A 22,432-nucleotide genomic window follows, 5' to 3' on the forward strand; every position below is an offset into this window, starting at 1 on the left:
TGGGCCGCGCGCCGATTCGCATCTGGCGCAGCCGATGAGCCAAGGATAAGGATGGCGGACCATGAGCCTGCCCGGAAAGTCGATACTGCTGGTCGATGACGACCAGGAAATTCGCGAGCTACTGCACACCTACCTGAGCCGCGCGGGCTTCCAGGTGCGCACCGTCGGCGATGGCACGGGCCTGCGCCAGGGCCTGTGCGCCGAGCCCGCGGACCTGCTGATCCTCGACGTGATGCTGCCCGACGAGGACGGCTTCAGCCTGTGCCGCTGGGTGCGCGAGCACCAGCGCTTCGCCCAGGTGCCGATCATCATGCTCACCGCCAGCTCCGACGAGGCCGACCGGGTCATCGGCCTGGAGCTGGGCGCCGACGATTACCTGGGCAAGCCGTTCAGCCCCCGCGAACTGCTGGCGCGGATCAAGGCCCTGCTGCGCCGCGCCCACTTCAGCCAGGAGCGCGGCAGCGAGGTGCTGGCCTTCGACGAGTGGCGCCTGGACATGGTCAGCCACCGGCTGTTCCACGCCGACGGCGAGGAGGTGATCCTCTCCGGCGCCGACTTCGCCCTGCTCAAGCTGTTCCTCGATCATCCGCAGCAGATCTTAGGCCGCGACACCATCGCCAACGCCACCCGCGGCCGCGAGGTGATGCCGCTGGAGCGCATCGTCGACATGGCGGTCAGTCGCCTGCGCCAGCGCCTGCGCGATACGGACAAGCCCTCGCGGCTCATCCGCACGGTACGCGGCAGTGGTTACCTGCTGGCGGCCAACGTCGCGCCGTACCTGGGCGATGGCCATTAACCCGCGCCGCTTGCTGCCGCTGCCGCGCTCGCTGCTGGCGCGCATGCTGCTGCTGACCCTGCTGGTGGTGTTGCTGGCCCAGGCCCTGTCGAGCTTCATCTGGGTTTCGCAGCTGCGCGCCAGCCAGATGGAGGGGCTGCTCACCAGCGCGCGCAGCCTGGCCCAGTCGATGGCCGCCAGCGTCGGCTACTTCCGCTCCCTGCCGCTGGGCTACCGGCCGCTGGTGCTCGACCAGCTGCGCAACATGGGCGGCACGCGCTTCTTCGTCTCGCTCAACGACAAGCCTTTGAGCATGCAGGTGCTGCCGCAGACGCCCCGCAAGCGCGCGGTGCTCGATGCGGTGGATGCGACCCTGCGCGAGCGCCTGGGCAAGGACCTGGACCTGTCCGTGCAGTTCGTCAGCCCGGACGACCTGCGCATCTTCAACAGCGCCCTGGCCCTCGACCAGCTGCCGCGCTCCTGGGCCCACTATGCCCTGAGCCTGGAGCCGCTGAACCCGCCGGTGCTGGTGACGCAGATCCAGATCGCGCCGAACGAGTGGCTGTACCTGGCCTCGCTGATGCCCGAGCCCTATGTCAGCCTGGAGCAGCAGGGGCTGCCGGCCCAGCAGCTGTGGTTCATCGTCCTCACCAGCAGCTTCCTGCTGCTGTTCATCGGCCTGCTGGTGCACTGGCAGAGCCGCCCGCTCAAGCGCCTGGCGGTGGCGGCGCGGGAGATGTCCCTGGGCAGCGAGGTGGAGCCGCTGCCCGAGGCCGGCGGCAGCGAGGTGGTGGAGGTCAGTCGCGCCTTCAACGCCATGCGCGAGCGCATCGGCCGCTACCTGCGCGAACGCAGCCAGCTGTTCAGCGCCATCTCCCACGACCTGCGCACGCCCATCACCCGCCTGCGCCTGCGTGTCGAGCTGCTCGACGACGAGGAGCTGCAGGCCAAGTTCGGCCGCGACCTGGACGAGCTGGAGATGCTGGTCAAGGGCGCGCTGCAGTGCGTCAAGGACACCGACATCCACGAGAACATCGAGCCGGTCGACCTCAACCATCTGCTCAACTGCGTGATCGAACCCTACCTGGCGCCGGCCGGCAACGGCCGGGTGACCCTGGACGGCCTGGCCCTGGCCAGCTATCCGGGCAAGCCCCTGGCGCTCAAGCGCTGCATCGGCAACCTGGTGGACAACGCCCTGAAGTACGGCGAGCGGGCCCACCTGCATATCGAGGACGACGGCAAGGCCTTCGTCCTGCACGTCGATGACGAGGGCCCCGGGGTGCCGGAGCAGCGCCTGGAGCAGGTGTTCGAACCGCACTTTCGCCTGGCCGGGCAGCAGCAGGGCTATGGCCTGGGCTTGGGCATCGCGCGCAATATCGCCCACAGCCACGGCGGCGAGCTGAGCCTGCGCAACCTGCGCGAAGGCGGCCTGCGGGTGACCCTGATGCTGCCGCGCCAGGCCGAGTGAGGACGCGCATCAGCCGTCCGCCGCCTCCAGCATCGCCAGCAGCCGCCTCAGGCCGGCGTCCAGTGCCGCCAGTTCGGCGGCGTCCAGCGGCGCCATGATCCGCTGCTCGTTCTCCACATGGGCCGTCACCGCGCGGTCGATCAGCGCCTTGCCGTCGTCGGTCAGGCGCACCAGCAGGCTGCGCGCGTCCGCCGGATTGGCCTCGCGGCGCACCCAGCCGCTGGCCTCCAGGCTCTTCAGGCGGTGGGTCATGGTGCCGGAGGTGACCATCAGGGTGGCGAACAGCTCGGTCGGCGCCAGGCAGTAGGGCGCGCCGGAGCGGCGCAGGGTCGCCAGTACGTCGAATTCCCAGGCGCTCAGGCCGAAGGCGGCGAAGGTTTCGTCCAGGCGCCGGCCGAGCAGGGTGGAGCAGCGCTTGAGCCGGCCGATGCTGCCCATGGGGCCGAGTTGCAGGTCCGGGCGCTCGCGGCGCCACTGTTCGAGGATGGCGTCTACCGCATCCGGTCGTTGATCTGTGCTCATCAGGTGGACCTTTTTATCTTGATATCAAGATTATTATGTGGGAGGCTCTGATTTTATCTTGAATTGAAGGTAATTGCATGAACAGCAAGCAAATCTCCGTGTCCTGGGTCGATGTGCTGATCACCGCCCTGGCGCCGGCCATCTGGGGCTCGACCTATATCGTCACCACCGAACTGCTGCCGCCGGACCGGCCCTTCACGGCCGCGCTGCTGCGCTGCCTGCCTGCCGGCCTGTTGCTGGTGCTGTACAGCCGGCACCTGCCCGGCCGCGCGACCTGGCCGCGCCTGGCCGTGCTCGCGGCACTGAACATCGGCTTCTTCCAGGCCTTGCTGTTCGTCGCCGCCTACCGCTTGCCCGGCGGCCTGGCGGCCGTGGTCGGTGCCTTGCAGCCGCTGCTGGTGATGGGCCTGGTGTGGGGGCTGGACAGCCGCCGGCCGGCCAACCTGGCCCTGGGCGCCGGTGCGCTGGGGGTGGCCGGCATGGCCGCGCTGCTGCTGGCGCCGGGGGCCGTGTGGGACCCCCTGGGCATTGCCGCGGCCTTCGTCGGCACCGCCTGCATGGCGGCCGGCACCTACCTGGCGCGGCGCTGGCGCCCGCAGGTGCCGCTGCTGGCTTTCACCGGCTGGCAGTTGCTGCTCGGCGGGCTGCTGTTGGCGCCGGTGGCCTGGCGTCTCGATCCGCCGTTGCCGCCCCTGAGCGCCACCCAGCTCGCGGCCTATGCCTACCTGTCGCTGTTCGGCGCGCTGCTGGCCTATGCCCTGTGGTTCCGCGGCATCGCCCGGCTGACGCCGGTCGCGGTGTCCTCGCTGGGCCTTCTCAGCCCCTTGACCGCGGTGGTCCTCGGCTGGGCGCTGCTCGGCCAGAGCCTGACCGGCCTGTCGCTGTTGGGCCTGGTGGCGGTGCTCGGCAGCATCCTGGCGGTGCAGTGGGCTTCAGCGACGCCGGCTCCGGCTCCAGTGCCGCCCGCGGCGCCCGCCGCACAACTGCAGCGCTGATCGGCAACCTGGCCGAGCGCAGCACGCGCTGCGGTCTTCATCATTCATCGTCAGAGGAGAATCCCATGTCCGACTTCATCAAGCAGCTCATCGAGTCCCGCGTCTCTACCGGTCGCTACGACACCAGTCGCGACCTGTCGGACGAACAGGTCAGCGAGCTGGTGCGCCTGGCCGCCCGCGCGCCATCGGCCTACAACCTGCAGAACTGGAAGTTCATCGCCGTGCGCAGCGCCGCGGCCAAGGCGCGCCTGCACGGGGCGGCCTACGGCCAGCAGCAGGTGCTCGATGCTCCGGTCACCTACATCGTCTGCGGCACCCTGGAGGCCCATGAGGGGCTCGCGCGGGCGCTGCAGCCCTCGGTCGCGGCCGGCATCCTGGATCAGGCGCTGGTCGAGGGCTGGGTCGCCGCGGCCACCGGCTCGCACCGGGGCAACCCGCAGCTGCAGCGTGACGAGGCGTTGCGTTCGGCCTCCCTGGCGGCCATGACCCTGATGCTGGCCGCCGCGGGCATGGGCCTGGCAACCGGGCCCATGAGCGGCTTCGATGCCGCGGCGGTGGCGCGCGAGTTCGACCTGGCGGCCAATGAGGTTCCGGTGATCCTGGTCACCGCCGGCTACCCGGCCCGGGGCAACTGGCCGCAGAAGCCGCGCAAGCCGTTGCCCGAGGTCATGGCGTTCGCCTGAGCCCGCCGATGCGCCCAAACAGGCGCGCCCCGCCCGCGGCGCTCCGCTTGGCCCGGAACGATCCGAACAGGTCGTCCGGGCCTTCCTGCCTGTGCAGCCAGGCACTCGAATGGCCGGGGTGCTGCGGGGGCGCGCCTTTGTAACCAGCCTGTGACCTTTGCGCATCCCTTCGTTACCCTCCACGCCGGAGACCCTGGATAGAATCCACTGCAGCGCAAGCACCAGACTTGCCCGTGGATCACATCAATCCCGTGGATAACAACAAGAAGGTACCGTTCATGAATGCGTTCTCCCGCCTGACAACTGCCGTTTCCCTCGCCTACCTGCTGCCGCTGGTCGCCCATGCCGGCGAAGTCGAAGTGCTGCACTGGTGGACCTCCGGTGGCGAGAAGCGCGCCGCCGACACCCTGCAGCAGTTGGTCGAAGAAAAGGGCCACAGCTGGAAGGACTTCGCCGTCGCCGGCGGCGGTGGCGAGGCGGCCATGACGGTACTCAAGACCCGCGCCGTTTCCGGCAAGCCGCCGGCCGCCGCCCAGATCAAGGGCCCGGACATCCAGGAGTGGGGCGAGCTGGGCCTGCTCACCGATCTCAATGGCGTCGCCGAGCAGCAGGGCTGGGACGAGCTGCTGCCCGAGCAGGTGGCCCGGGTGATGAAGTACGAGGGCGACTACGTCGCCGTGCCGGTCAACGTGCACCGGGTCAACTGGCTGTGGATCAACCCGCAGGTCTTCGCCGAGGCCGGCGCCACCGCGCCGACCACCCTCGACGAATTCTTCGCCGCCGCCGAGAAGCTCAAGGCCGCCGGCTTCATTCCCCTGGCTCACGGCGGCCAGCCCTGGCAGGACAGCACCGTGTTCGAGGACCTGGTGTTCAGCGTCCTCGGCGCGGAAGGCTTCCACAAGGCCTTCGTCGAGCAGGACGAGGCGACCCTCACCGGGCCGAAGATGGTCGAGGCCTTCGCCGCCCTGAAACGGCTGCGTGGCTACATCGACGCCAACGCCGCCGGTCGCGACTGGAACGCCGCCACCGGCCTGGTGATCAATGGCAAGGCCGGCATGCAGGTGATGGGCGACTGGGCCAAGAGCGAATGGAGCGCCGCCGGCAAGGTGGCGGGCAAGGATTACCAGTGCCTGCCGTTCCCCGGCACCCAGGGCAGCTTCGCCTACAACATCGATTCGCTGGCCATGTTCAGGCTGAGCGACGAAGACAACCGCAAGGCCCAGGCGGACCTGGCCGAGACCGTCATGTCGCCGCAGTTCCAGGCGTTCTTCAACCTCAACAAGGGCTCGATCCCGGTGCGCCTGGACCAGGACATGAGCGCCTTCGACGCCTGCGCCCAGTCCTCCATGGCCGACTTCAAGGAGGCGGCCGGCAACGGCGGCCTGCAGCCGAGCCTGGCCCACGGCATGGCCGCTTCCAGCTACGTGCAGGGCGCGGTGTTCGATGTGGTGACCAACTTCTTCAACGACCCGCAAGGCGACCCGCAGCGCGCCGCGCAGCAACTGGCCGCCGCGATCAAGGCCGTGCAGTAGGCCAATCCTGGTCGCCGGCCAGCCCGGCGGCTCTCTCCAGGTGACTCGAGTATCCCGGTGCGGTGCAAACCGCGCCGTGGATAGTTGCGCCCTGAATCCGCTCCTCTCGACGTGATGGACCTGTGTTATGAGCTCAATCGCAGTCTTTACCAAGGCATCAAGGCTGGATGCATTGCAGCGCTGGCTGCCGAAGCTGGTGCTGTCGCCGAGCATGCTGATCATCACGGTCGGCTTCTACGGCTACATCCTGTGGACCCTGCTGCTGTCGTTCACCAACTCGCGCTTCATGCCCAGCTACAAGTGGGTCGGCCTGGAGCAGTACCAGCGCCTGCTGGACAACGACCGCTGGTGGGTGGCGAGCAAGAACCTGATGCTTTTCGGCGGCCTGTTCATCGCCATCAGCCTGGTGCTGGGCGTGCTGCTGGCGGTGCTGCTGGATCAGCGCATCCGCCGCGAAGGGTTCATCCGCACCATCTTCCTCTACCCCATGGCGCTGTCGATGATCGTCACCGGCACCGCCTGGAAGTGGCTGCTCAATCCCGGCCTGGGCCTGGACAAGCTGCTGCGCGACTGGGGTTGGGAAGGCGTTCGGTTCGACTGGCTGGTGGACCCGCAGTACGTGGTGTACTGCCTGGTGATGGCGGCGGTGTGGCAGGCCTCGGGCTTCGTCATGGCGCTGTTCCTCGCCGGCCTGCGCGGCGTCGACCAGTCGATCATCCGCGCCGCCCAGGTCGACGGCGCCAGCCTGCCGGCCATCTACCTGCGCATCGTCCTGCCGAGCCTCGGTCCGGTGTTCTTCAGCGCCCTGATGATCCTCGCCCACATCGCGATCAAGAGCTTCGACCTGGTCGCCTCGATGACCGCGGGCGGTCCCGGCTACTCCTCCGACCTGCCGGCGATGTTCATGTACGCCCACACCTTCACCCGCGGCCAGATGGGCCTCGGCGCCGCCAGCGCGATCCTGATGCTCGGCGCGGTGCTGGCGATCCTGGTGCCGTACCTGTACTCCGAACTGAGGAACAAGCGCCATGATTAAGCGTGCCTTGACTCCGGGCCGTGTGGCCATCTACGCGACCCTGCTGGTGGCCTGCGCGGTCTACCTGATTCCGCTGCTGATCATGTTGCTCACCAGCTTCAAGACCCCGGACGACATCCGCACCGGCAACCTGCTGTCCTGGCCCGAGCTGTTCACCACGATCGGCTGGATCAAGGCCTGGGACAGCGTCGGCGGCTTCTTCTGGAACTCGGTGAAGATCACCGTGCCGGCGGTGCTGATCTCGACTCTGCTCGGCGCCCTCAATGGCTATGTGCTGGCCATGTGGCGCTTCCGCGGTTCGCAGCTGTTCTTCGGCCTGCTGCTGTTCGGCTGCTTCCTGCCGTTCCAGGTGGTGCTGCTGCCGGCGTCCTTCACCCTCGGCCAGCTCGGCCTGGCCAACACCACCAGCGGCCTGGTGCTGATCCACGTGGTCTACGGCCTGGCCTTCACCACGCTGTTCTTCCGCAACTTCTACGTCAGCCTCCCCGATGCCCTGGTGCGGGCGGCGCGTCTGGACGGCGCGGGCTTCTTCACCATCTTCGGGCGGATCCTGCTGCCGATGTCGGTGCCGATCATCATGGTCTGCCTGATCTGGCAGTTCACCCAGATCTGGAACGACTTCCTCTTCGGTGTGGTGTTCGCCAGTGGCGACACCCAGCCCATCACCGTGGCCTTGAACAACCTGGTCAACACCAGCACCGGGGTCAAGGAATACAACGTCGACATGGCCGCGGCGATGATCGCCGGGCTGCCCACCCTGGTGGTCTATGTGCTGGCCGGTAAGTACTTCCTGCGCGGGCTGACTGCCGGCGCCGTCAAAGGTTGAGGACACAACAATGGCAACCCTCGAACTACGCAACGTCAACAAGTCCTACGGCAGCGGCCTGGCGGACACCCTGAAGAACATCGAGCTGTCCATCGACTCGGGCGAGTTCCTGATCCTGGTGGGGCCGTCCGGCTGCGGCAAGTCGACCCTGATGAACTGCATCGCCGGCCTGGAGGGCGTCAGCGGCGGGGCGATCCTGGTGGACGGCGACGACATCAGCGGCAAGAGCCCCAAGGATCGCGACATCGCCATGGTGTTCCAGTCCTACGCCCTGTACCCGACCATGAGCGTGCGCGACAACATCGCCTTCGGCCTGAAGATCCGCAAGCTGGCGCAGGCACAGATCGACGAGGAGGTGGCGCGGGTGGCCAAGCTGCTGCAGATCGAGCACCTGTTGAGCCGCAAGCCCGGCCAGCTGTCCGGTGGCCAGCAGCAGCGCGTGGCCATGGGTCGGGCGCTGGCGCGGCGGCCGAAGATCTACCTGTTCGACGAGCCGCTGTCCAACCTGGACGCCAAGCTGCGGGTGGAGATGCGCACCGAGATCAAGCTGATGCACCAGCGCCTGAAGACCACCACGGTCTACGTCACCCACGACCAGATCGAGGCCATGACCCTGGGCGACAAGGTGGCGGTGATGAAGGACGGCATCATCCAGCAGTTCGGCACCCCGCAGCAGATCTACAACGACCCGGCGAACCTGTTCGTGGCGAGCTTTATCGGTTCGCCGCCGATGAACTTCATCCCGCTGCGGGTGCAGGTGCGCGACGGCCAGCGCTACGGCCTGCTGGAGTCCGCGGCCGGCGCTCCGGGTCAGGCGCGGTGCGAGCTGGCGCTGGGGGCGGCCGAGGGGCTGGAAGGGCGCGAGCTGATCCTCGGTATTCGCCCCGAACAGCTGCTGCTGGCCCAGGCCGGCGCTGTGCTGCCTGCGATCGTCGCCGAGGTCGAGGTCGTCGAGCCCACCGGCCCGGATACCCTGGCCTTTGTCGAGATCAACCAGACCAAGGTCTGCTGCCGCCTGGCGCCGGACGCGGCGCCGCGGGTGGGGCAGGGCCTGGAGTTGCAGTTCGACCCGGGCAGGGCGCTGCTGTTCGACGCGCGCACGGGCGAGCGCCTGCCGCTCGGCGTGCCGGTTGTCAGCGCGGCGCCGCGCAAGGTCGCGCAGCTGAAGGGCCGCTGACGGCCGGCAGACCGTCCGCGCGCCGCCACGCGCGCAAGTCCATGCAATGAGCCGCAACAGGCTCGTCCGGCGCCGGCCCTGTCTGCGCGCCGCGACGGGCCGCACCCATGATCTGACCATAACAACAAGAAGGAGTAGGTGAATGAAAGCAGCGAAGAGTCTCGGCCTGGCGGTAACCCTGGCCTATCTGGCAGCACCCGGCTCGGCATCGGCCCTGGAGTTCAGCGGCTATCTGCGCAGCGGCGCCGGTACGGCCGACGGCAATGGCCGCCAGTCGTGCTTCCAGTTGCCCGGCGCCCAGTCGAAGTTCCGCCTGGGCAACGAGTGCGAGCAGTACGCCGAACTGGACCTGCGCCAGGACCTGCTGAGCCTGGACGACGGCTCGGTGGTTAGCGTCGAGGGCATGGCGCAGCTGTTCAACGAGTATGGCCACACCCCGACATTCACCGGCGAGCATGGCTTCACGCGGATGAACCAGGCCTACGTCGAGTGGAGCCAGGTGCCGGCGCTAAACGGCGGCTCGCTGTGGGCCGGGCGGCGCTTCTACAAGCGCAACGACATCCATATCAGCGACTTCTTCTACTGGAACCAGAGCGCCACCGGCGCCGGCATCGAGGACTACGCGCTGGGCGGGCTGAAGTACAGCTACGCCTTCTCGCGCAAGGACAGCGTGTTCCAGAAGGAATACATCAACCGCCACGACTTCAACGTCGCCGGCTTCGACACCAACCCCCATGGCGAGCTGGAGCTGGGCCTGAGCTTTATCGACAAGCCGCGGCACATCGAAGGCGCCCACAGCGGCTGGTCGATCACCGCCCAGCACAAGCAGCAGGACTTCCTCGGCCTCGGCGGCACCAACACCCTGGCCCTGCAGTACGGTCCCGGCCCGGGCACCGCCCTGGGCTCCACCGGCGATGTGCTGCTCGACGACAGCGCCAAGCGCTATCGCCTGGTGGAGTTCTTCGACTGGCAGATCACCCCGCGCCTGGGGGGCCAGTTCCTGGTGGTGTACCAGAAGGACGAGCGCGCCGATATGGACGACGAGAACTGGCTGTCGCTGGGCGGGCGCGCCAGCTACGCCTTCACCGAGCAGTTCAAGCTGGTCGGCGAACTGGGCCACGACCAGGTCGATGCCAGCGGCGGCACGCGCAAGCTGAGCAAGTTCACCGTGGCGCCGACCTGGTCGCCGTCCGGCCCGGGCTTCTGGGCCCGCCCGGAGCTGCGCCTGTACTACACCTACGCCAGCTGGAACCAGGCGGCGCAGGAGGCCGCCAGCCGGATGGCCGCCGGCTCGGCGCTGTCCGACAGCGGGGCGTTCGGCAGTGCCCGCCACGGCTCGAACTTCGGTGTGCAGGTCGAGTACTGGTGGTGATCGGCGGTAGCGGCGCGATGAAGGCGGCGCTCGAAGGACGCCTGTCGGCGGTCGGGGCCTGGCCGGCGTCATACGGAGGAGGACGGGACGGTGGTGGCGGAGAACCGCGGCTGCGCCGATCACAACGCCCTGGGGATCCTCATCGAGGAGAACATGCTGGCCCAGCCCGATGGCCTGAACAGCCACCCCGCGCCGACCTCCGACGCTAAACGGACGAGCGGGTGACCAGCGGGCAGTCCACCAGCTGGGTGCCGCGCCGCTCGCGTCCCTCGATCAGGTGCTGGGCGGCCTGCTGGCCGATCTCGTAGTAGGGCAGCTGCACCGTGGTCAGCGGCGGCAGGAAGAGTTCGGCGATGCCGATCATGTTGTCATAGCCGAGCACGGCGACGTCGCCGGGGATCTTCAGGCCGCGCGCCAGCAGCAACTGGTAGGCGCAGAAGGCGATGCGGTCGTTGCCGCAGATCAGGATGTCGAATTCGGGCCGTCCCTGGACTATGTGCCGGTCGAGGATCGCCTGGGTTTCGCCGTAGCTGTCGTGGGCCGACAGGTCGTACTGCAGCACGACCTGCGCGGGCAGGCCGGCTGCCTCGAAGGCGCGTCGCAGGCCCTGCTGGCGCAGCCCCCAGGCCAGGCTCTGGCTCGGCAGGTTGATGCACAGCGGGCGCCGGTAGCCCTGGCTCAGGGCCTGCTGCACGGCGCGGTACTGGCCTTGCTCGTCATCCGGCACATAGCTGGGCAGGTCGCTGTCCTCGACCAGGCAGTTGGCCAGCACCAACGGCTTGCTCAGCAGGCGCTCGGGAATGCTCACCCGGCGCAGGCCCATGGCGGTGAAGATCAGGCCGTCGGGACGGTGGGCGAGCATCAGGTCGATGCTCTGCTCGCTGGGCGGGTCGCTCAGCAGGTTGAGGACGAACACGTTCCAGCCTGCCTGCTGGGCGGTGCGTTCGATGGACAGCAGCAGTTCGACCGCGAACGGCGTGGTCGCGGTGTCCAGGGCGAATACGCCGATGGTCCGCGCGGCCAGGTTGTCGCCACGGATCTTGCGCGCCGACATGCTCGGCACGAACTGCAGCTCGTCGATGGCGCGGCGTACCCGCTGATAGGTCTCGGGGCTGAGTTTCTCCGGCTGGTTGAGCGCCCGCGACACGGTCATCAGGGATACGCCCGCCAGCCGGGCTACGTCTTTCACTGTGGTCATGCGCTGTGCGGCCCGGCGGGATGAGCGGTCGATAATGACACAGCCCGGCCGCAGGCGGCGACCGCGAGCAGGCGCCTCATGCGATCTGCGCCGCCAGGCGCCAGGCCCGGCGGATCGTCACGCGGCCGTCGTCGGCCTCGGCGAACAGGCGCACGCCGAGGCTGTCGGGACGTGGATAGAGGCGGCTGCTGAGGCTGAAGCGGCCGTCGGCGGCGAACACCTCGATGGATGAACGATCGAGGAACAGGCGCAGCTCGAGCCACTGCTGCCCGGGGACCAGCGCGGCACTGCGCTGGCCGTCGACGCCGGCGCCGGAGCGGTCACGATCGAGCACCAGGCGATGCAGGCGGGCGTCGTAGTACAGCAGGGTCTGCTCGGCGCCGTCCTCGCTGCAGCGCAGCGCGAGGCCCAGCCGGCCCTGGCTGCAGCCGGCCAGGTCCAGCCGCACCTCGAGTTCCAGGAGGTCACCGGCCAGCTCGGGGAGGCGCCGATGACCGTCGCTGCAGGTCGCAGTTTCGACCGGCAGGGCCTGCTGGCGCAGGGCCGTCAGCTCCCGCGCCGGAAAGCTGTGCAGCCGTTCGTCACGCAGCTCCAGCTCGCGCGGCAGGCCGAGCATGCCGCACCAGTGGTGGGCCTTGCTCGGCATGGGGCTCTCCCACATGTCCAGCCAGGCCCAGAGCAGGCGACGGCCATCGGCGGCCAGGAGGGTCTGCGCCGCGTAGAAGTCGTGGCCGTTGTCCAGCTCGATAAAGGGGCCGCCGCTGAAGTGCCGGGCGTCGTCGACCCGGCCGACCCGGTAGCCGGTGTGGAATCTGTTTAGCCGCGCGAAGCCGTCGGGCTGCATGCCTTGGGGGGAGTACAGCAGGACGTCCCGCCCGTTCAGGCGTAACAGGTCCGGGCATTCCCACATGTAGCCGTCACCCTCGTCACCGCTGCACAGGTAGTCGAGGAACTCCCAGTGGCGCAGGTCGCTGGAACGGTACAGCGGCACGCAAGGGCGATCGCTCAGGCGTGCGCCGACTATCAGGTACCAATGGTCGTCTTCGCGCCATACCTTGGGGTCGCGGAAGTGGACGATCGCGGCATCCGGCGGGGCGTCGATGACAGCGCCCAGCTTGGCAAAGTGGATGCCGTCGGTGCTGGTGGCCAGGCACTGGACCTGGCGCATGGCGCTTTCGTCGCCTACCTCGCCGAGCCAGGTATGCCCGGTGTAGAGCAGCGCCAGGGTATCGCCGCAGACCACCGCGCTGCCGGAGAAGCAGCCGTGGCGGTCGAAGGCGTCGCCCGGCGCCAGGGCGATGGGCAGGTGCTGCCAGTTCACCAGGTCGCGGCTCTTGGCGTGCCCCCAGTACATAGGGCCCCAGTTCGGGTCGAAGGGGTGGTGCTGGTAGAACACATGGTATTCGCCGCGGAAGAACACCACGCCATTGGGGTCGTTCATCCAGCCCGCCTGGGGGGCCAGGTGATAGCCGGGACGGTAGTCTGGCACGAGGCGTGAAATCCCTTCGTGCACTGCGTGCTGGGCGTGTTCGAGGGCAGCGGGTATGGCCGGACTCGGTGGGTTCATGGACAGGCTCATAGGGAACTCAGGAGGACTGGACGTGCGGCGGGGGCGGAGTTGGATTGCTCGGTGGTCGCCATGCTGGTGCGCGGCAGCGCGAGCCCCTGCGCATCGAACAGGTGCAGGTTGTCGATCTGTGGTTGCAGCTCGACGCGGTCGCCGGCGCGCCAGGCGGCGCTCGCGTCGCAGCGGCAGATCAGCGCTTCCTCCTGGCCGGCGTCCAGGTGTACGTACATCTCGCTGCCGAGGTACTCGACCCCCAGCACCTCGATCCCGGCGTCGCCGATGGCGGCTTGCAGACCGATCTGTTCCGGGCGCATTCCCAGGGTCAGCGGGCTGTCGGCGGCCAGCGTCGAGCTGTCGAAGGGCAGGGCGCTCAGGCGGCCCAGAGCGGGCACTTCGACCTGGCTGGTGGCGCCCGGCACGAGCAGGCGCACCGGCAGGAAGTTCATCCGCGGCGAACCGAGGAAGCCGGCGACGAACTGGCTGTTCGGCCGCTCATAGAGCTCCCGCGGCGAGCCGACCTGCTCGACCCGGCCGGCGTTGAGCACGACGATCTTGTCGGCCAGGGTCATGGCCTCCACCTGGTCGTGGGTGACGTAGATCATGGTGGTGCCCAGGCGGCCGTGCAGCCGGGCGATCTCGTTGCGCATCTGCACGCGCAAGGCGGCATCGAGGTTGGACAGCGGCTCGTCGAACAGCAGGATGTCCGGCTCACGGGCCATGGCCCGGCCCATGGCCACGCGCTGGCGCTGGCCGCCGGAAAGCTCCTTGGGCTTGCGCTGCAACAGCTTGTCCAGCTGCAGCATGCGTGCGGTGGCCAACACCCGCTCGCGCAGGCTGTGCTTGTCGGTCTTGGCCAGCTTCAGGCCGAAGCCGATGTTGTCGTAGACGCTCATGTGCGGGTACAGGGCGTAGGACTGGAAGACCATGCCGACGCCGCGCTCGCGGGGCTCCAGGTCATTGACCCGGCGGCCGTCGATCAGCAGCTCGCCGCTGCAGATCGACTCCAGCCCGGCGATCACCCGCAGCAGGGTCGACTTGCCGCAGCCCGAGGGGCCGACGAAGACGACGAACTCGCCGCTGGCGATCTCCAGGCTGATGTCGCGCAGGATCTGGATGCCGCCCAGGTGTTTCTTCACATTGTCGAGTTTCAACTTGGTCATGAGGCTGTTCCTTGTTCTTGTCGGGGCATCAACCCTTGAGCGCGCCGGCGGTGAGGCCGGAGACGATGCGGCGCTGGAACACCAGCACCAGAATCACCAGGGGCACGGTGACCATCACCGAGGCCGCCATCAGCAGGCCCCAGGGCAGCTCGTGCTGGCTGCCCCCGGAGATCAGGGCGATGGCCACCGGCACCGTGCGCTGGGCGTCGGTCAGGGTGAAGGTCAGGGCGAAGAGGAATTCGTTCCAGGCGGCGATGAAGGCCAGCAGGCCGGTGGTCACCAGGGCCGGCCACAGCAGCGGCAGCAGCACCCGGGTCAGCGCCACCCAGGGCGAGGCGCCGTCCATGATGGCTGCCTCCTCCAGCTCGCCCGGCAGTTGGCCCATGAAGGTGGTGAGCACCCACACGGTGAACGGCAGGGTGAAGATGGTGTAGCTGAGGATCAGCGCCCAGGCGGAGTTGTACAGGCCCAGGGCGCGGATCACCTCGAACAGCCCGGAGAGCACCGCCACCTGCGGGAACATCGACACCCCGAGCACCAGCATCAGCACCGTGCCGCGTCCGCGGAACCTGACCCGGCCCAGGGCATAGGCGGCGGTCAGGCTGAGAATCAGCGCCACCGCCACCACGCAGACCGAAACGATCAGCGAGTTGCCGATGGCCTGCAGGAAGGAGGGCTGCTCCAGCACCGCGGCGTAGTTGGCGAAGTCCAGCGTGTCGATCCAGTAGCTGACCTGGAACAGGCTGCTGGAGGGTTTCAGCGAGGTCAGCACGGCGTAGTAGAAGGGGAACACCGCATACACCAGCAGGACCCCGATCAGGCTCCAGAAGCCCAGGCGCCACAACGCCTTCTTGAGTAGACGGACGGGCATCAGCGCACCTCCAGTTGGCGGCGGCCAAGGTAGAGATAGAGCGTGGCGATCGCCGCCACGATGAGGAACAGCAGGGTGGAGGCGGCGCTGCCGTAGCCGACGTCCTGGAATTCCACCAATTGCTGGCGGGCGAACACCGACATGCTCATGGTGCTGGAGGAGTTGGAGGTCAGCACGTAGATGACATCGAACACCCGCAGCGAGTCGAGCACGCGGAAGATGGTCGCTACCAGCAGCGCCGGCATCAGCAGCGGCAGGGTCACCCGCCAGAACACCTTCAGCGGGTGGATGCCGTCGACCCGCGCCGCCTCGTAGCAATCGGCCGGCAGCATCTGCAGGGCGGCGAGCATCAGCAGGGCGACGAACGGCAGGGTCTTCCACACGTCCACCACTATCACCGCCCACATCGACAGTTCGGCGTCGGCCGTCCAGGCCAAGGGGGCGTCGATCAGGCCGAGGCCCAGCATCAGGTGGTTGAGGATGCCGAACTGGTCGTTGAGCATCCACGACCAGATCTTCGCCGAGACGATGGTCGGAATCGCCCAGGGAATCAGGATCATGGCGCGCACCAGGGTGCGCCCGGCGAACCTGACGTTGAGCAGCAGCGCCACCGCCAGGCCGAGCACCACCTCCAGGCCGACCGACACCGCCGAGAAGTACAGGGTGTTGCGCACGGCATTCCACCACTGCGGGTCGACCAGGATGCCGGACCATTCGCTGCCATCGTGAAACAGGTAATTGCTCAGGCCGACGAAGTTGCCGGCGCCGGTGTTGCTGAGACTGGCATCGGTCAGGCTGAACCAGAAGGTGCGTAGCAACGGCCAGGCGGCCACCAGCAACAGGCACAGCAGCATGGGCGCGAGGAACAGCCAGGCGGCGCGCACGCGGCGGCGCTCGACCGGAGTCGGGCGGGGCGCGATGGCCGCGTCGGCGATTTCCTGCGCTTGGGTGAGAGTGGTCGTCATGTCGAGTCCTCGGCGGTTTACCAGCTGCGGCGCTTGATGCGCTTGAGTTCACCGTGCAGTTCGCTCACCGCCTGGTCCACCGGCGTTTCGCCGGCCAGCACGCCGTGGACCCGGTCGAACAGGGCGTTGGAAACCCGCGGGTAGCGATCGCCGGTGATGGAGGCGGGGCGCATCACCCCGTCGCTGAGGATGGCGTGCAGATCGCTGTAGTAGGGCATCGCCGCCAGCAGTTCGGGGTCCTGGTAGAGCGACTCGATGACCGGGTTGTAGGCGCTGACCAGGGCGCGGTGTTTCTGCTCCCGGGCGCTGGTCAGGTAGGCCACCAGCTCGCCGGCCAGCTTGGGCTGGGCGCTGTAGCGCGAGATCGACAGACCCCAGCCGCCGAGGGTCGAGGCGTGCTTGCCGTCCGGGCCGCCCTTGGGCAGTGGCGCGATCGCCACCTTGTCCTTGACCGCGCTATCGGCGCTCTGCGCCAGCGCCCAGACGTAGGGCCAGTTGCGCATGAACACCGCGTTACCGGACTGGAAGACTCCGCGGCCCTCTTCCTCGGTGTAATTGAGCACGCCGCGCGGTGAGATGTCGCCAACCCAGCTCTTCGCCAGGCTCAGGGCCTGGCGTGTGGCCGGGCTGTCCACCGCGATCTGGCCCTGGGGATCGATCAGCGCGCCGCCCGGGTGGCTGCCGATCCACTCCAGGGCGTTGCAGGTCAGGCCTTCGTAGGCACGGCCCTGGAACACGTAGCCCCACATGTTTGCGTTGCCGGCGTCGCGCTCGGCCTGCTGGATCGCCTTGGCCGTGGCGGTCAGCTCGTCCCAGGTCTGGGGCACCGGCTTGCCGTACTGCTCCAGCAGGTCCTTGCGGTAGTAGAGCAGGCCCGAGTCGGTGAACCACGGCAGGGTCACCAGGCGGCCGGCGACGGTGGCATTGTCCAGCTGGGCCTGGAAGTAGCCCTGGGTGGACGCGGTCGGCAGCACCTCGTTCAGGTCCAGCAGGTGGTTGGCCAGCATGCCGGGCCAGACCACGTCGATCTGGATGATGTCGATATCGGACGACTGGGCGCTGAGGATCTGCTGGTAGAAGGACAGGCGCTCGGTTGCCGAGTTGGGGGTCGATACCACCTCGACGCTGTGGCCGGTCTGTTTCGACCAGGCTTCGACGCCTTCCCGACACAGCTGCAGCTCGGCGCCTACGGCGCCGCAGGAGATGGTCAGCTTTTCGGCGGCGGCGAGGGCAGGCAGCCCGGCGGCGACGGCCAGCACGGCGGCCGGGAGTAAAGAGCTGAAGGGTTTCATGGGGGCCTCGCTTGTTATTTTTGTTGAAGATAACGTTAACATCGCTAATATAGCAGTGCGTCACGAGAAGTACAGCCCATTTTCCATTGGCCCTGAATTACCGGGCAGGCGGCCGAAAGCGCTGGCGCGCACTCCACTACAACAATAAAGAGGCAACCCATGCAGCATGCACCCCTCTGGTTACTGCCGGCTCTGCTCGGCTCCCTGGCGCTGGCCCCCTTGGCGCAGGCGGCGACGCCGCTGACTCTGGAGCAGCGCATGGCCGCGCTGGAGGCCCGCGCCGCCGCCGCCGAATCGCGTGCCGCCGCCGCCGAGCAGCAGGCCCGCCAGACCGCCGCGGAACTGGCCCGGCTCAAGCGGTCCGACCCTGCCATCCAGGCGAGCGGACCGCAGCCGGAGGCGAGCGCGCCCGTGCTGGCCGCCCGCCTGGCAGACGTCGAAGCGCGTCAGGCCGCCCTGGAAAAGCTGGGCCGCAGCGAGACCAAGAACCCCAGCAAGCTCACCAATGGCTTCAGTTTCAATGGCTATGCCCGCTCCGGGCTGCTGATCGACGACAGCCTGGGTGGCGGGCGTGGCGGCCCCTACGTCACGCCGGCCGGCTCGGTCGGCGGCGCGGTCGGCCGGCTGGGCAACGAAGACGACACCTATATGCGTATCGACCTGTCGAAAGAGCTGCATGCCGAGAACGGCACCCGTTCCAAATTCACCGTGTCGATCGCCGACGGGGTGGAAACCTCCAACGACTGGACGGCCGAGGAGAGCACGCTGAACGTGCGCCAGGCCTATGCCGCCCTCGACCATATCGCGGCGTTCAAGGGCAACCCGGTGCTGGAGAATGCCACCCTGTGGGCCGGCAAGCGCTATGACCGCGATACCTTCGACATCCACTGGCTGGATTCCGACGTGGTCTACCTGGCCGGCACCGGCGGCGGCGTCTACGACCTGCAGTTCGGCGAGGGCTGGCGCTCCAACTTCTCCCTGATGGGCCGCGACTACGGCGACTTCAGCGCCCAGGGCGGCAACGCCGACGTGGAAAGCTACATCCTCACCTCCAACCAGTTCTTCGACGACGGCCGCTGGCAGTGGATGTTCAACGCCATCGGTTCGAACCAGAACGATACGCGCAGGAACGCCGCCGGGTTGACCCCCGCCGACTCCGGTGTGCACAGCATGGTCGCCCATCACCAGAAAGGCTTCTTCGGTCGCGAGGGCTTCTTCAAGACGGCGCTGCTGTACGGCCAGGGCCTGGGTGCAGAGGTCAAGAATCTCGGCTCGGACGGTGAGCTGCTCGACGACGCCCAGGCCCTGCGCCTGGCGCTCTACGGCCAGACCCCCCTGGCCCGTGGCTGGCGGATCGCCCCCAGTCTGCTGGCCGAGCAGAGCCAGGACAGATACGTCGGTGGCGACGACTACCGCTGGCTGACCCTCAACCTGCGCCTGGCCAAGGAAATCACCAGCAACTTCGAGATGGTCTATGAAATGAGCTGGCAAACCATGGACCTCGACCCCATGGGCTACCAGCAGCGCAACGCGGTCGACGGCGATTTCTGGAAGCTGACCGTGGCGCCGACCTTCAAGCCGGACATGGGCGGATTCTTCACCCGACCCGAGTTGCGCGTGTTCGCCAGCCTGATGGACTGGTCCAAGGAGCTGGATGACTACAGCGGCAGCGATGCCTTCGGCCAGGACGGCTTCGGGGCAGGGGGCGTCTGGCAGTTCGGTGTGCAGATGGAAACCTGGTTCTAAGCGGCGTCCGTGCACGCCTCGCCCGTCGAGGCGTGTCGATGCACCCTTATGTCTATCGCGGAGGCGTTTATGTATCTGGTATGTGGCGAAGCCTTGTTCGATGTCTTTGGCCAGCATTGCAGCGGGCGCAGCAGCGAGCTGGAACTCAAGGCGATTGCCGGCGGATCGCCGTTCAACGTGGCCGTCGGCCTGCGCCGTCTGGCCGCCGAGTCGGCGCTGTTCGCCGGTTTTTCCACGGATTTTCTCGGCGACCGGCTGCGCCGGGTGTTGCACGATGAGGGGGTGAGCGGCGACTACCTGGTATTCAGCGACGCGCCCACCACCCTGGCGATGGTCGCGGTCGACGCCCGGGGCGTACCGCACTACAGCTTCCGCGGCGAGGGCTGCGCCGACCGCATGCTGGGCCTCGAGCACCTGCCGCACCTCGATGCGCGGGTGCGCGGCATTCACCTCGGTTCCTACTCCCTGGTGGTGACGCCCATCGCCGATACCCTGTTCGAACTGGTGCGGCGCGAGGGCGATCAACGCCTGATCAGCCTCGACCCCAATGTGCGTCTCGGGGTCGAGCCGCGGGTTGAGATCTGGCAGCAGCGCATCGAGGCCTTCGCCGCCCAGGCCCACCTGATCAAGGTCAGCGAGGAAGATCTGGCGCTGCTGTACCCGGGGCTCAAGCCCGAGGCGGTGATCGAGCGCTGGCTCGGCCAGCGCTGCCAGCTGCTGTTCCTCACCCACGGCAGCGACGGCGCCAGCGTCTTCAGTCGCCGGCACGGCCATTGGTCGGTGCCTGCGCAAGCGGTGGTCACCCGCGACACCGTCGGCGCCGGCGACACCTTCCAGGCCGCTCTGCTGGCCTACCTGGCCCGCCACGGCCTGGACAGTCCCGCCGCTCTGGCCGCGCTGTCGCGCACGCATATCGAGGCGCTGCTCGACTACGCCGTGCGCGCCGCCGCGGTGACCTGCTCGCGGGTCGGGCCGGATCTGCCCTACGCCCATGAGCTGCAAACACGCTGAAGCGCACGCAGACGTCGTGCACTTTCCACCCCCTATTCGCAGGAGCCGTTATGCCGCACCCTCAGCCATCCCACGATGTCACTCGGTTGCCCGCCTGGCAGGGCCTGGCCGCGCACCGCGAGTGCTTCGCCGAGTTCAGCCTGCGCGAGGCATTCGTCGAAGATCCTCGGCGTTTCGCCGAGTTTTCCCTGAGCAGCTGTGGGCTGTTCCTCGACTACTCGAAGAACCTGATCACCCGCGAAACCCGCGACCTGCTGGTGCGCCTGGCCGAAGAGTGCGGGCTGCGGCAGGCCATCGACGCGCTGTTCGATGGCGAACGGCTCAACGCCTCGGAGGGCCGCCCGGCCCTGCACACCGCCCTGCGCCGGCCGATCGGCGACCAGGTGCGGGTCGACGGCGTCGACGTGATGCCCGAGGTGCACCGGGTGCTGCTGCAGATGACCGAGCTGGTCGGCAAGGTGCATGACGGCCTGTGGCGCGGCTACAGCGAGAAGCCGATCACCGACGTGGTCAACATCGGCATCGGCGGCTCCTTCCTCGGCCCGCAGCTGGTCTCCGAGGCGCTGCTGCCCTTCGCCCAGCGCGGCGTGCGCTGCCACTACCTGGCCAATATCGACGGCAGCTCCTTCCATGAGCTGGCGGCCAGGCTGCGGGCCGAGACCACCCTGTTCATCATCTCCTCGAAGACCTTCAGCACCCTGGAGACCCTGAAGAACGCCCAGGCCGCGCGCGGCTGGTACCTGGCCCAGGGTGGCACCGAGGGAGAGCTGCATCGTCACTTCATCGCCGTGTCGAGCAATGTGCCGGCGGCGGTGGCCTTCGGCATCCGCGAGGAGAACATCCTGCCGATGTGGGACTGGGTCGGCGGGCGCTACTCGCTGTGGTCGGCCATCGGTCTGCCGATCGCCATGTCCATCGGCATGTCCAACTTCAAGGAACTGCTGTCCGGCGCCTACAGCATGGACCAGCACTTCCGGGAAGCCCCCTTCGAGCAGAACATGCCGGTGCTGCTGGCCCTGCTGGGGATCTGGTACGGCAACTTCTGGGGCGCCCAGACCCAGGCGATCCTGCCCTACGACCACTACCTGCGCAACATCACCAAGCACCTGCAGCAGCTGGACATGGAGTCCAACGGCAAGCGCGTGCTGCAGGACGGCGCTCCGGCGCCCTGCGCCACCGGGCCGGTGATCTGGGGCGGGGTCGGCTGCAACGGCCAGCATGCCTATCACCAGCTGCTGCACCAGGGCGCCCTGTTGATCCCGGCCGACTTCATCGTGCCGGTGGTCAGCTACAACCCGGTGGCCGACCACCACCAGTGGCTCTATGCCAACTGCCTGTCGCAGAGCCAGGCGCTGATGCGCGGCAAGACCCTGGAGGAGGCCGAGGCGGAACTGCGCGCCCAGGGCCTGGACGAGGACGAGGTGCGGCGCCTGGCGCCGCACAAGGTGATTCCCGGCAACCGGCCGAGCAACACCCTGGTGCTGGAACGGGTCAGTCCACGGCGCCTCGGCGCCCTGGTCGCCCTGTACGAGCACAAGGTGTTCGCCCAGAGCGCGATCTGGGGCATCAACGCCTTCGATCAGTGGGGCGTGGAACTGGGCAAGGAGCTGGGCAGGAACGTCTACTCGCGCCTGGTCGGTAGCGAGCAGGGCGCAGCTGAGGACGCCTCGACCCAGGGTCTGATCGACTTCTTCCGTGGTCGTCATCGTGGCTGACAGGGCGCCGCTCGGACTGGCGCAAGGGGCGGCACCGTCCCTCTCAAGTCTTCATTGGGGCTCATCGCCGAGCTATTCCTCGCTCGGCAGGGGCGTGCGCTTGAAGGTTTCACAAGAGCCCGGTGCTGCGGTGGCTATCCGCAGTACTTCACACAATAAAAACAAACAGGAGCAACCATGCAGAGCCGTCTCAACCCATTTTCCTTGCTAGTGCCCGGCGGCGCATACGGCGGCCCTTACCTGCCGGCCCTGACCCAGGCGTTACCCCGGGTTCAGGCACTGGAGTTGAGCAGCTACGCCAGTCGGAACCAGGTGGCGCAGGGCGCCGCCAGTCAGGTGGCCGCCGGCTCGGCGTTGTCCGACAGCGGCGCATTCGGCGTGGCGCAGCATGGCTCCAACTTCGGCGTACAGGTCGAGTTCTAGTGGTGACGCCGACGTTGCCAGTTGGGCCCGCGAGCCGGCAGTCGAGGGTTTCGCTAGCGCAGCCAACGAGGGCGGCCGGGCATCCCCTGGACGACTTG

19 protein-coding genes and 1 pseudogene are annotated in these 22,432 nt (G+C 67.9%); 13 read left to right on the forward strand and 7 right to left on the reverse strand.

The window, feature by feature from the left end; genetic code table 11:
• Positions 1-61 precede the first annotated feature (61 nt).
• Complete coding sequence (locus SBP02_RS08790; protein ID WP_318646004.1) at positions 62-796, forward strand: response regulator transcription factor; 735 nt, start codon at positions 62-64, stop codon at positions 794-796.
• 19 nt (positions 797-815) lie between these two features.
• Positions 816-2,243, forward strand: coding sequence for an ATP-binding protein (locus SBP02_RS08795; protein WP_404824388.1), 1,428 nt, complete (start codon positions 816-818; stop codon positions 2,241-2,243).
• 9 nt (positions 2,244-2,252) lie between these two features.
• On the opposite strand, the gene SBP02_RS08800 is transcribed toward SBP02_RS08795, so the two are convergent.
• On the reverse strand, positions 2,253-2,765 hold the full coding sequence (locus SBP02_RS08800) for a MarR family winged helix-turn-helix transcriptional regulator (RefSeq protein WP_318646006.1): 513 nt from the start codon (positions 2,763-2,765) through the stop codon (positions 2,253-2,255).
• A gap of 77 nt (positions 2,766-2,842) precedes the next feature.
• Between SBP02_RS08800 and SBP02_RS08805 the strand changes: the two genes are divergently transcribed.
• From SBP02_RS08805 to SBP02_RS08835, 7 genes are all read left to right on the forward strand, one after another.
• Positions 2,843-3,760, forward strand: a complete 918-nt coding sequence (locus tag SBP02_RS08805) for an EamA family transporter (RefSeq protein ID WP_318646007.1) — start codon at positions 2,843-2,845, stop codon at positions 3,758-3,760.
• 65 nt (positions 3,761-3,825) lie between these two features.
• Entirely contained in the window at positions 3,826-4,443 is a 618-nt protein-coding gene (locus SBP02_RS08810; RefSeq protein WP_318646008.1) for a nitroreductase family protein, read from the forward strand.
• A gap of 278 nt (positions 4,444-4,721) precedes the next feature.
• Entirely contained in the window at positions 4,722-5,975 is a 1,254-nt protein-coding gene (locus tag SBP02_RS08815; RefSeq protein WP_318646009.1) for an ABC transporter substrate-binding protein, read from the forward strand.
• 127 nt (positions 5,976-6,102) lie between these two features.
• Complete coding sequence (locus SBP02_RS08820; protein WP_318646010.1) at positions 6,103-7,011, forward strand: carbohydrate ABC transporter permease; 909 nt, start codon at positions 6,103-6,105, stop codon at positions 7,009-7,011.
• Positions 7,004-7,837, forward strand: coding sequence for a carbohydrate ABC transporter permease (locus SBP02_RS08825; RefSeq protein WP_318646011.1), 834 nt, complete (start codon positions 7,004-7,006; stop codon positions 7,835-7,837). The genes SBP02_RS08820 and SBP02_RS08825 overlap by 8 nt, the downstream gene beginning before the upstream one ends.
• A gap of 10 nt (positions 7,838-7,847) precedes the next feature.
• Positions 7,848-9,014, forward strand: coding sequence for an ABC transporter ATP-binding protein (locus tag SBP02_RS08830; RefSeq protein WP_318646012.1), 1,167 nt, complete (start codon positions 7,848-7,850; stop codon positions 9,012-9,014).
• A gap of 142 nt (positions 9,015-9,156) precedes the next feature.
• A complete protein-coding gene (locus tag SBP02_RS08835) occupies positions 9,157-10,386 on the forward strand; it encodes a maltoporin (RefSeq protein ID WP_318646013.1) in 1,230 nt (409 codons plus the stop codon).
• 205 nt (positions 10,387-10,591) lie between these two features.
• Here the strand turns inward: SBP02_RS08835 and SBP02_RS08840 are convergent, their stop codons facing one another.
• The 6 genes from SBP02_RS08840 to SBP02_RS08865 all read right to left on the reverse strand — a co-directional run bounded on the left by SBP02_RS08840 (position 10,592) and on the right by SBP02_RS08865 (position 17,439).
• On the reverse strand, positions 10,592-11,584 hold the full coding sequence (locus SBP02_RS08840) for a LacI family DNA-binding transcriptional regulator (RefSeq protein WP_318646014.1): 993 nt from the start codon (positions 11,582-11,584) through the stop codon (positions 10,592-10,594).
• A gap of 76 nt (positions 11,585-11,660) precedes the next feature.
• Positions 11,661-13,163 carry a glycoside hydrolase family 32 protein gene (locus tag SBP02_RS08845; RefSeq protein ID WP_318646015.1) on the reverse strand — a complete coding sequence of 501 codons (1,503 nt, stop codon included), beginning with the start codon at positions 13,161-13,163 and terminating at the stop codon, positions 11,661-11,663.
• Positions 13,160-14,311 carry an ABC transporter ATP-binding protein gene (locus tag SBP02_RS08850; protein WP_318646016.1) on the reverse strand — a complete coding sequence of 384 codons (1,152 nt, stop codon included), beginning with the start codon at positions 14,309-14,311 and terminating at the stop codon, positions 13,160-13,162. Before SBP02_RS08850 ends, SBP02_RS08845 begins: the two co-directional genes overlap by 4 nt.
• 28 nt (positions 14,312-14,339) lie before the next feature.
• Complete coding sequence (locus SBP02_RS08855) at positions 14,340-15,182, reverse strand: carbohydrate ABC transporter permease (RefSeq protein WP_318646017.1); 843 nt, start codon at positions 15,180-15,182, stop codon at positions 14,340-14,342.
• Positions 15,182-16,147, reverse strand: a complete 966-nt coding sequence (locus SBP02_RS08860) for a carbohydrate ABC transporter permease (protein ID WP_318646018.1) — start codon at positions 16,145-16,147, stop codon at positions 15,182-15,184. The genes SBP02_RS08855 and SBP02_RS08860 overlap by 1 nt, the downstream gene beginning before the upstream one ends.
• Before the next feature lie 17 nt (positions 16,148-16,164).
• The gene (locus SBP02_RS08865) at positions 16,165-17,439 is read right to left on the reverse strand and encodes an ABC transporter substrate-binding protein (protein WP_318646019.1); all 1,275 of its coding nucleotides are present in this window, start codon (positions 17,437-17,439) and stop codon (positions 16,165-16,167) included.
• 258 nt (positions 17,440-17,697) lie between these two features.
• Between SBP02_RS08865 and SBP02_RS08870 the strand changes: the two genes are divergently transcribed.
• The 4 genes and pseudogenes from SBP02_RS08870 to SBP02_RS08885 all read left to right on the forward strand — a co-directional run.
• Positions 17,698-19,185, forward strand: a complete 1,488-nt coding sequence (locus SBP02_RS08870; protein WP_404824389.1) for a carbohydrate porin — start codon at positions 17,698-17,700, stop codon at positions 19,183-19,185.
• Between the two features lie 69 nt (positions 19,186-19,254).
• A complete protein-coding gene (locus SBP02_RS08875) occupies positions 19,255-20,196 on the forward strand; it encodes a carbohydrate kinase family protein (RefSeq protein WP_318646021.1) in 942 nt (313 codons plus the stop codon).
• A 50-nt stretch (positions 20,197-20,246) separates the two neighbouring features.
• Positions 20,247-21,911 carry a glucose-6-phosphate isomerase gene (gene pgi / locus SBP02_RS08880; RefSeq protein WP_318646022.1) on the forward strand — a complete coding sequence of 555 codons (1,665 nt, stop codon included), beginning with the start codon at positions 20,247-20,249 and terminating at the stop codon, positions 21,909-21,911.
• Positions 21,912-22,202: 291 nt separating this feature from the next.
• Positions 22,203-22,334, forward strand: a pseudogene (locus SBP02_RS08885) (maltoporin); the annotation flags it as partial.
• Positions 22,335-22,432: the final 98 nt, after the last annotated feature.

Source organism: Pseudomonas benzenivorans (assembly GCF_033547155.1).
Classification (GTDB): domain Bacteria; phylum Pseudomonadota; class Gammaproteobacteria; order Pseudomonadales; family Pseudomonadaceae; genus Aquipseudomonas; species Aquipseudomonas benzenivorans_B.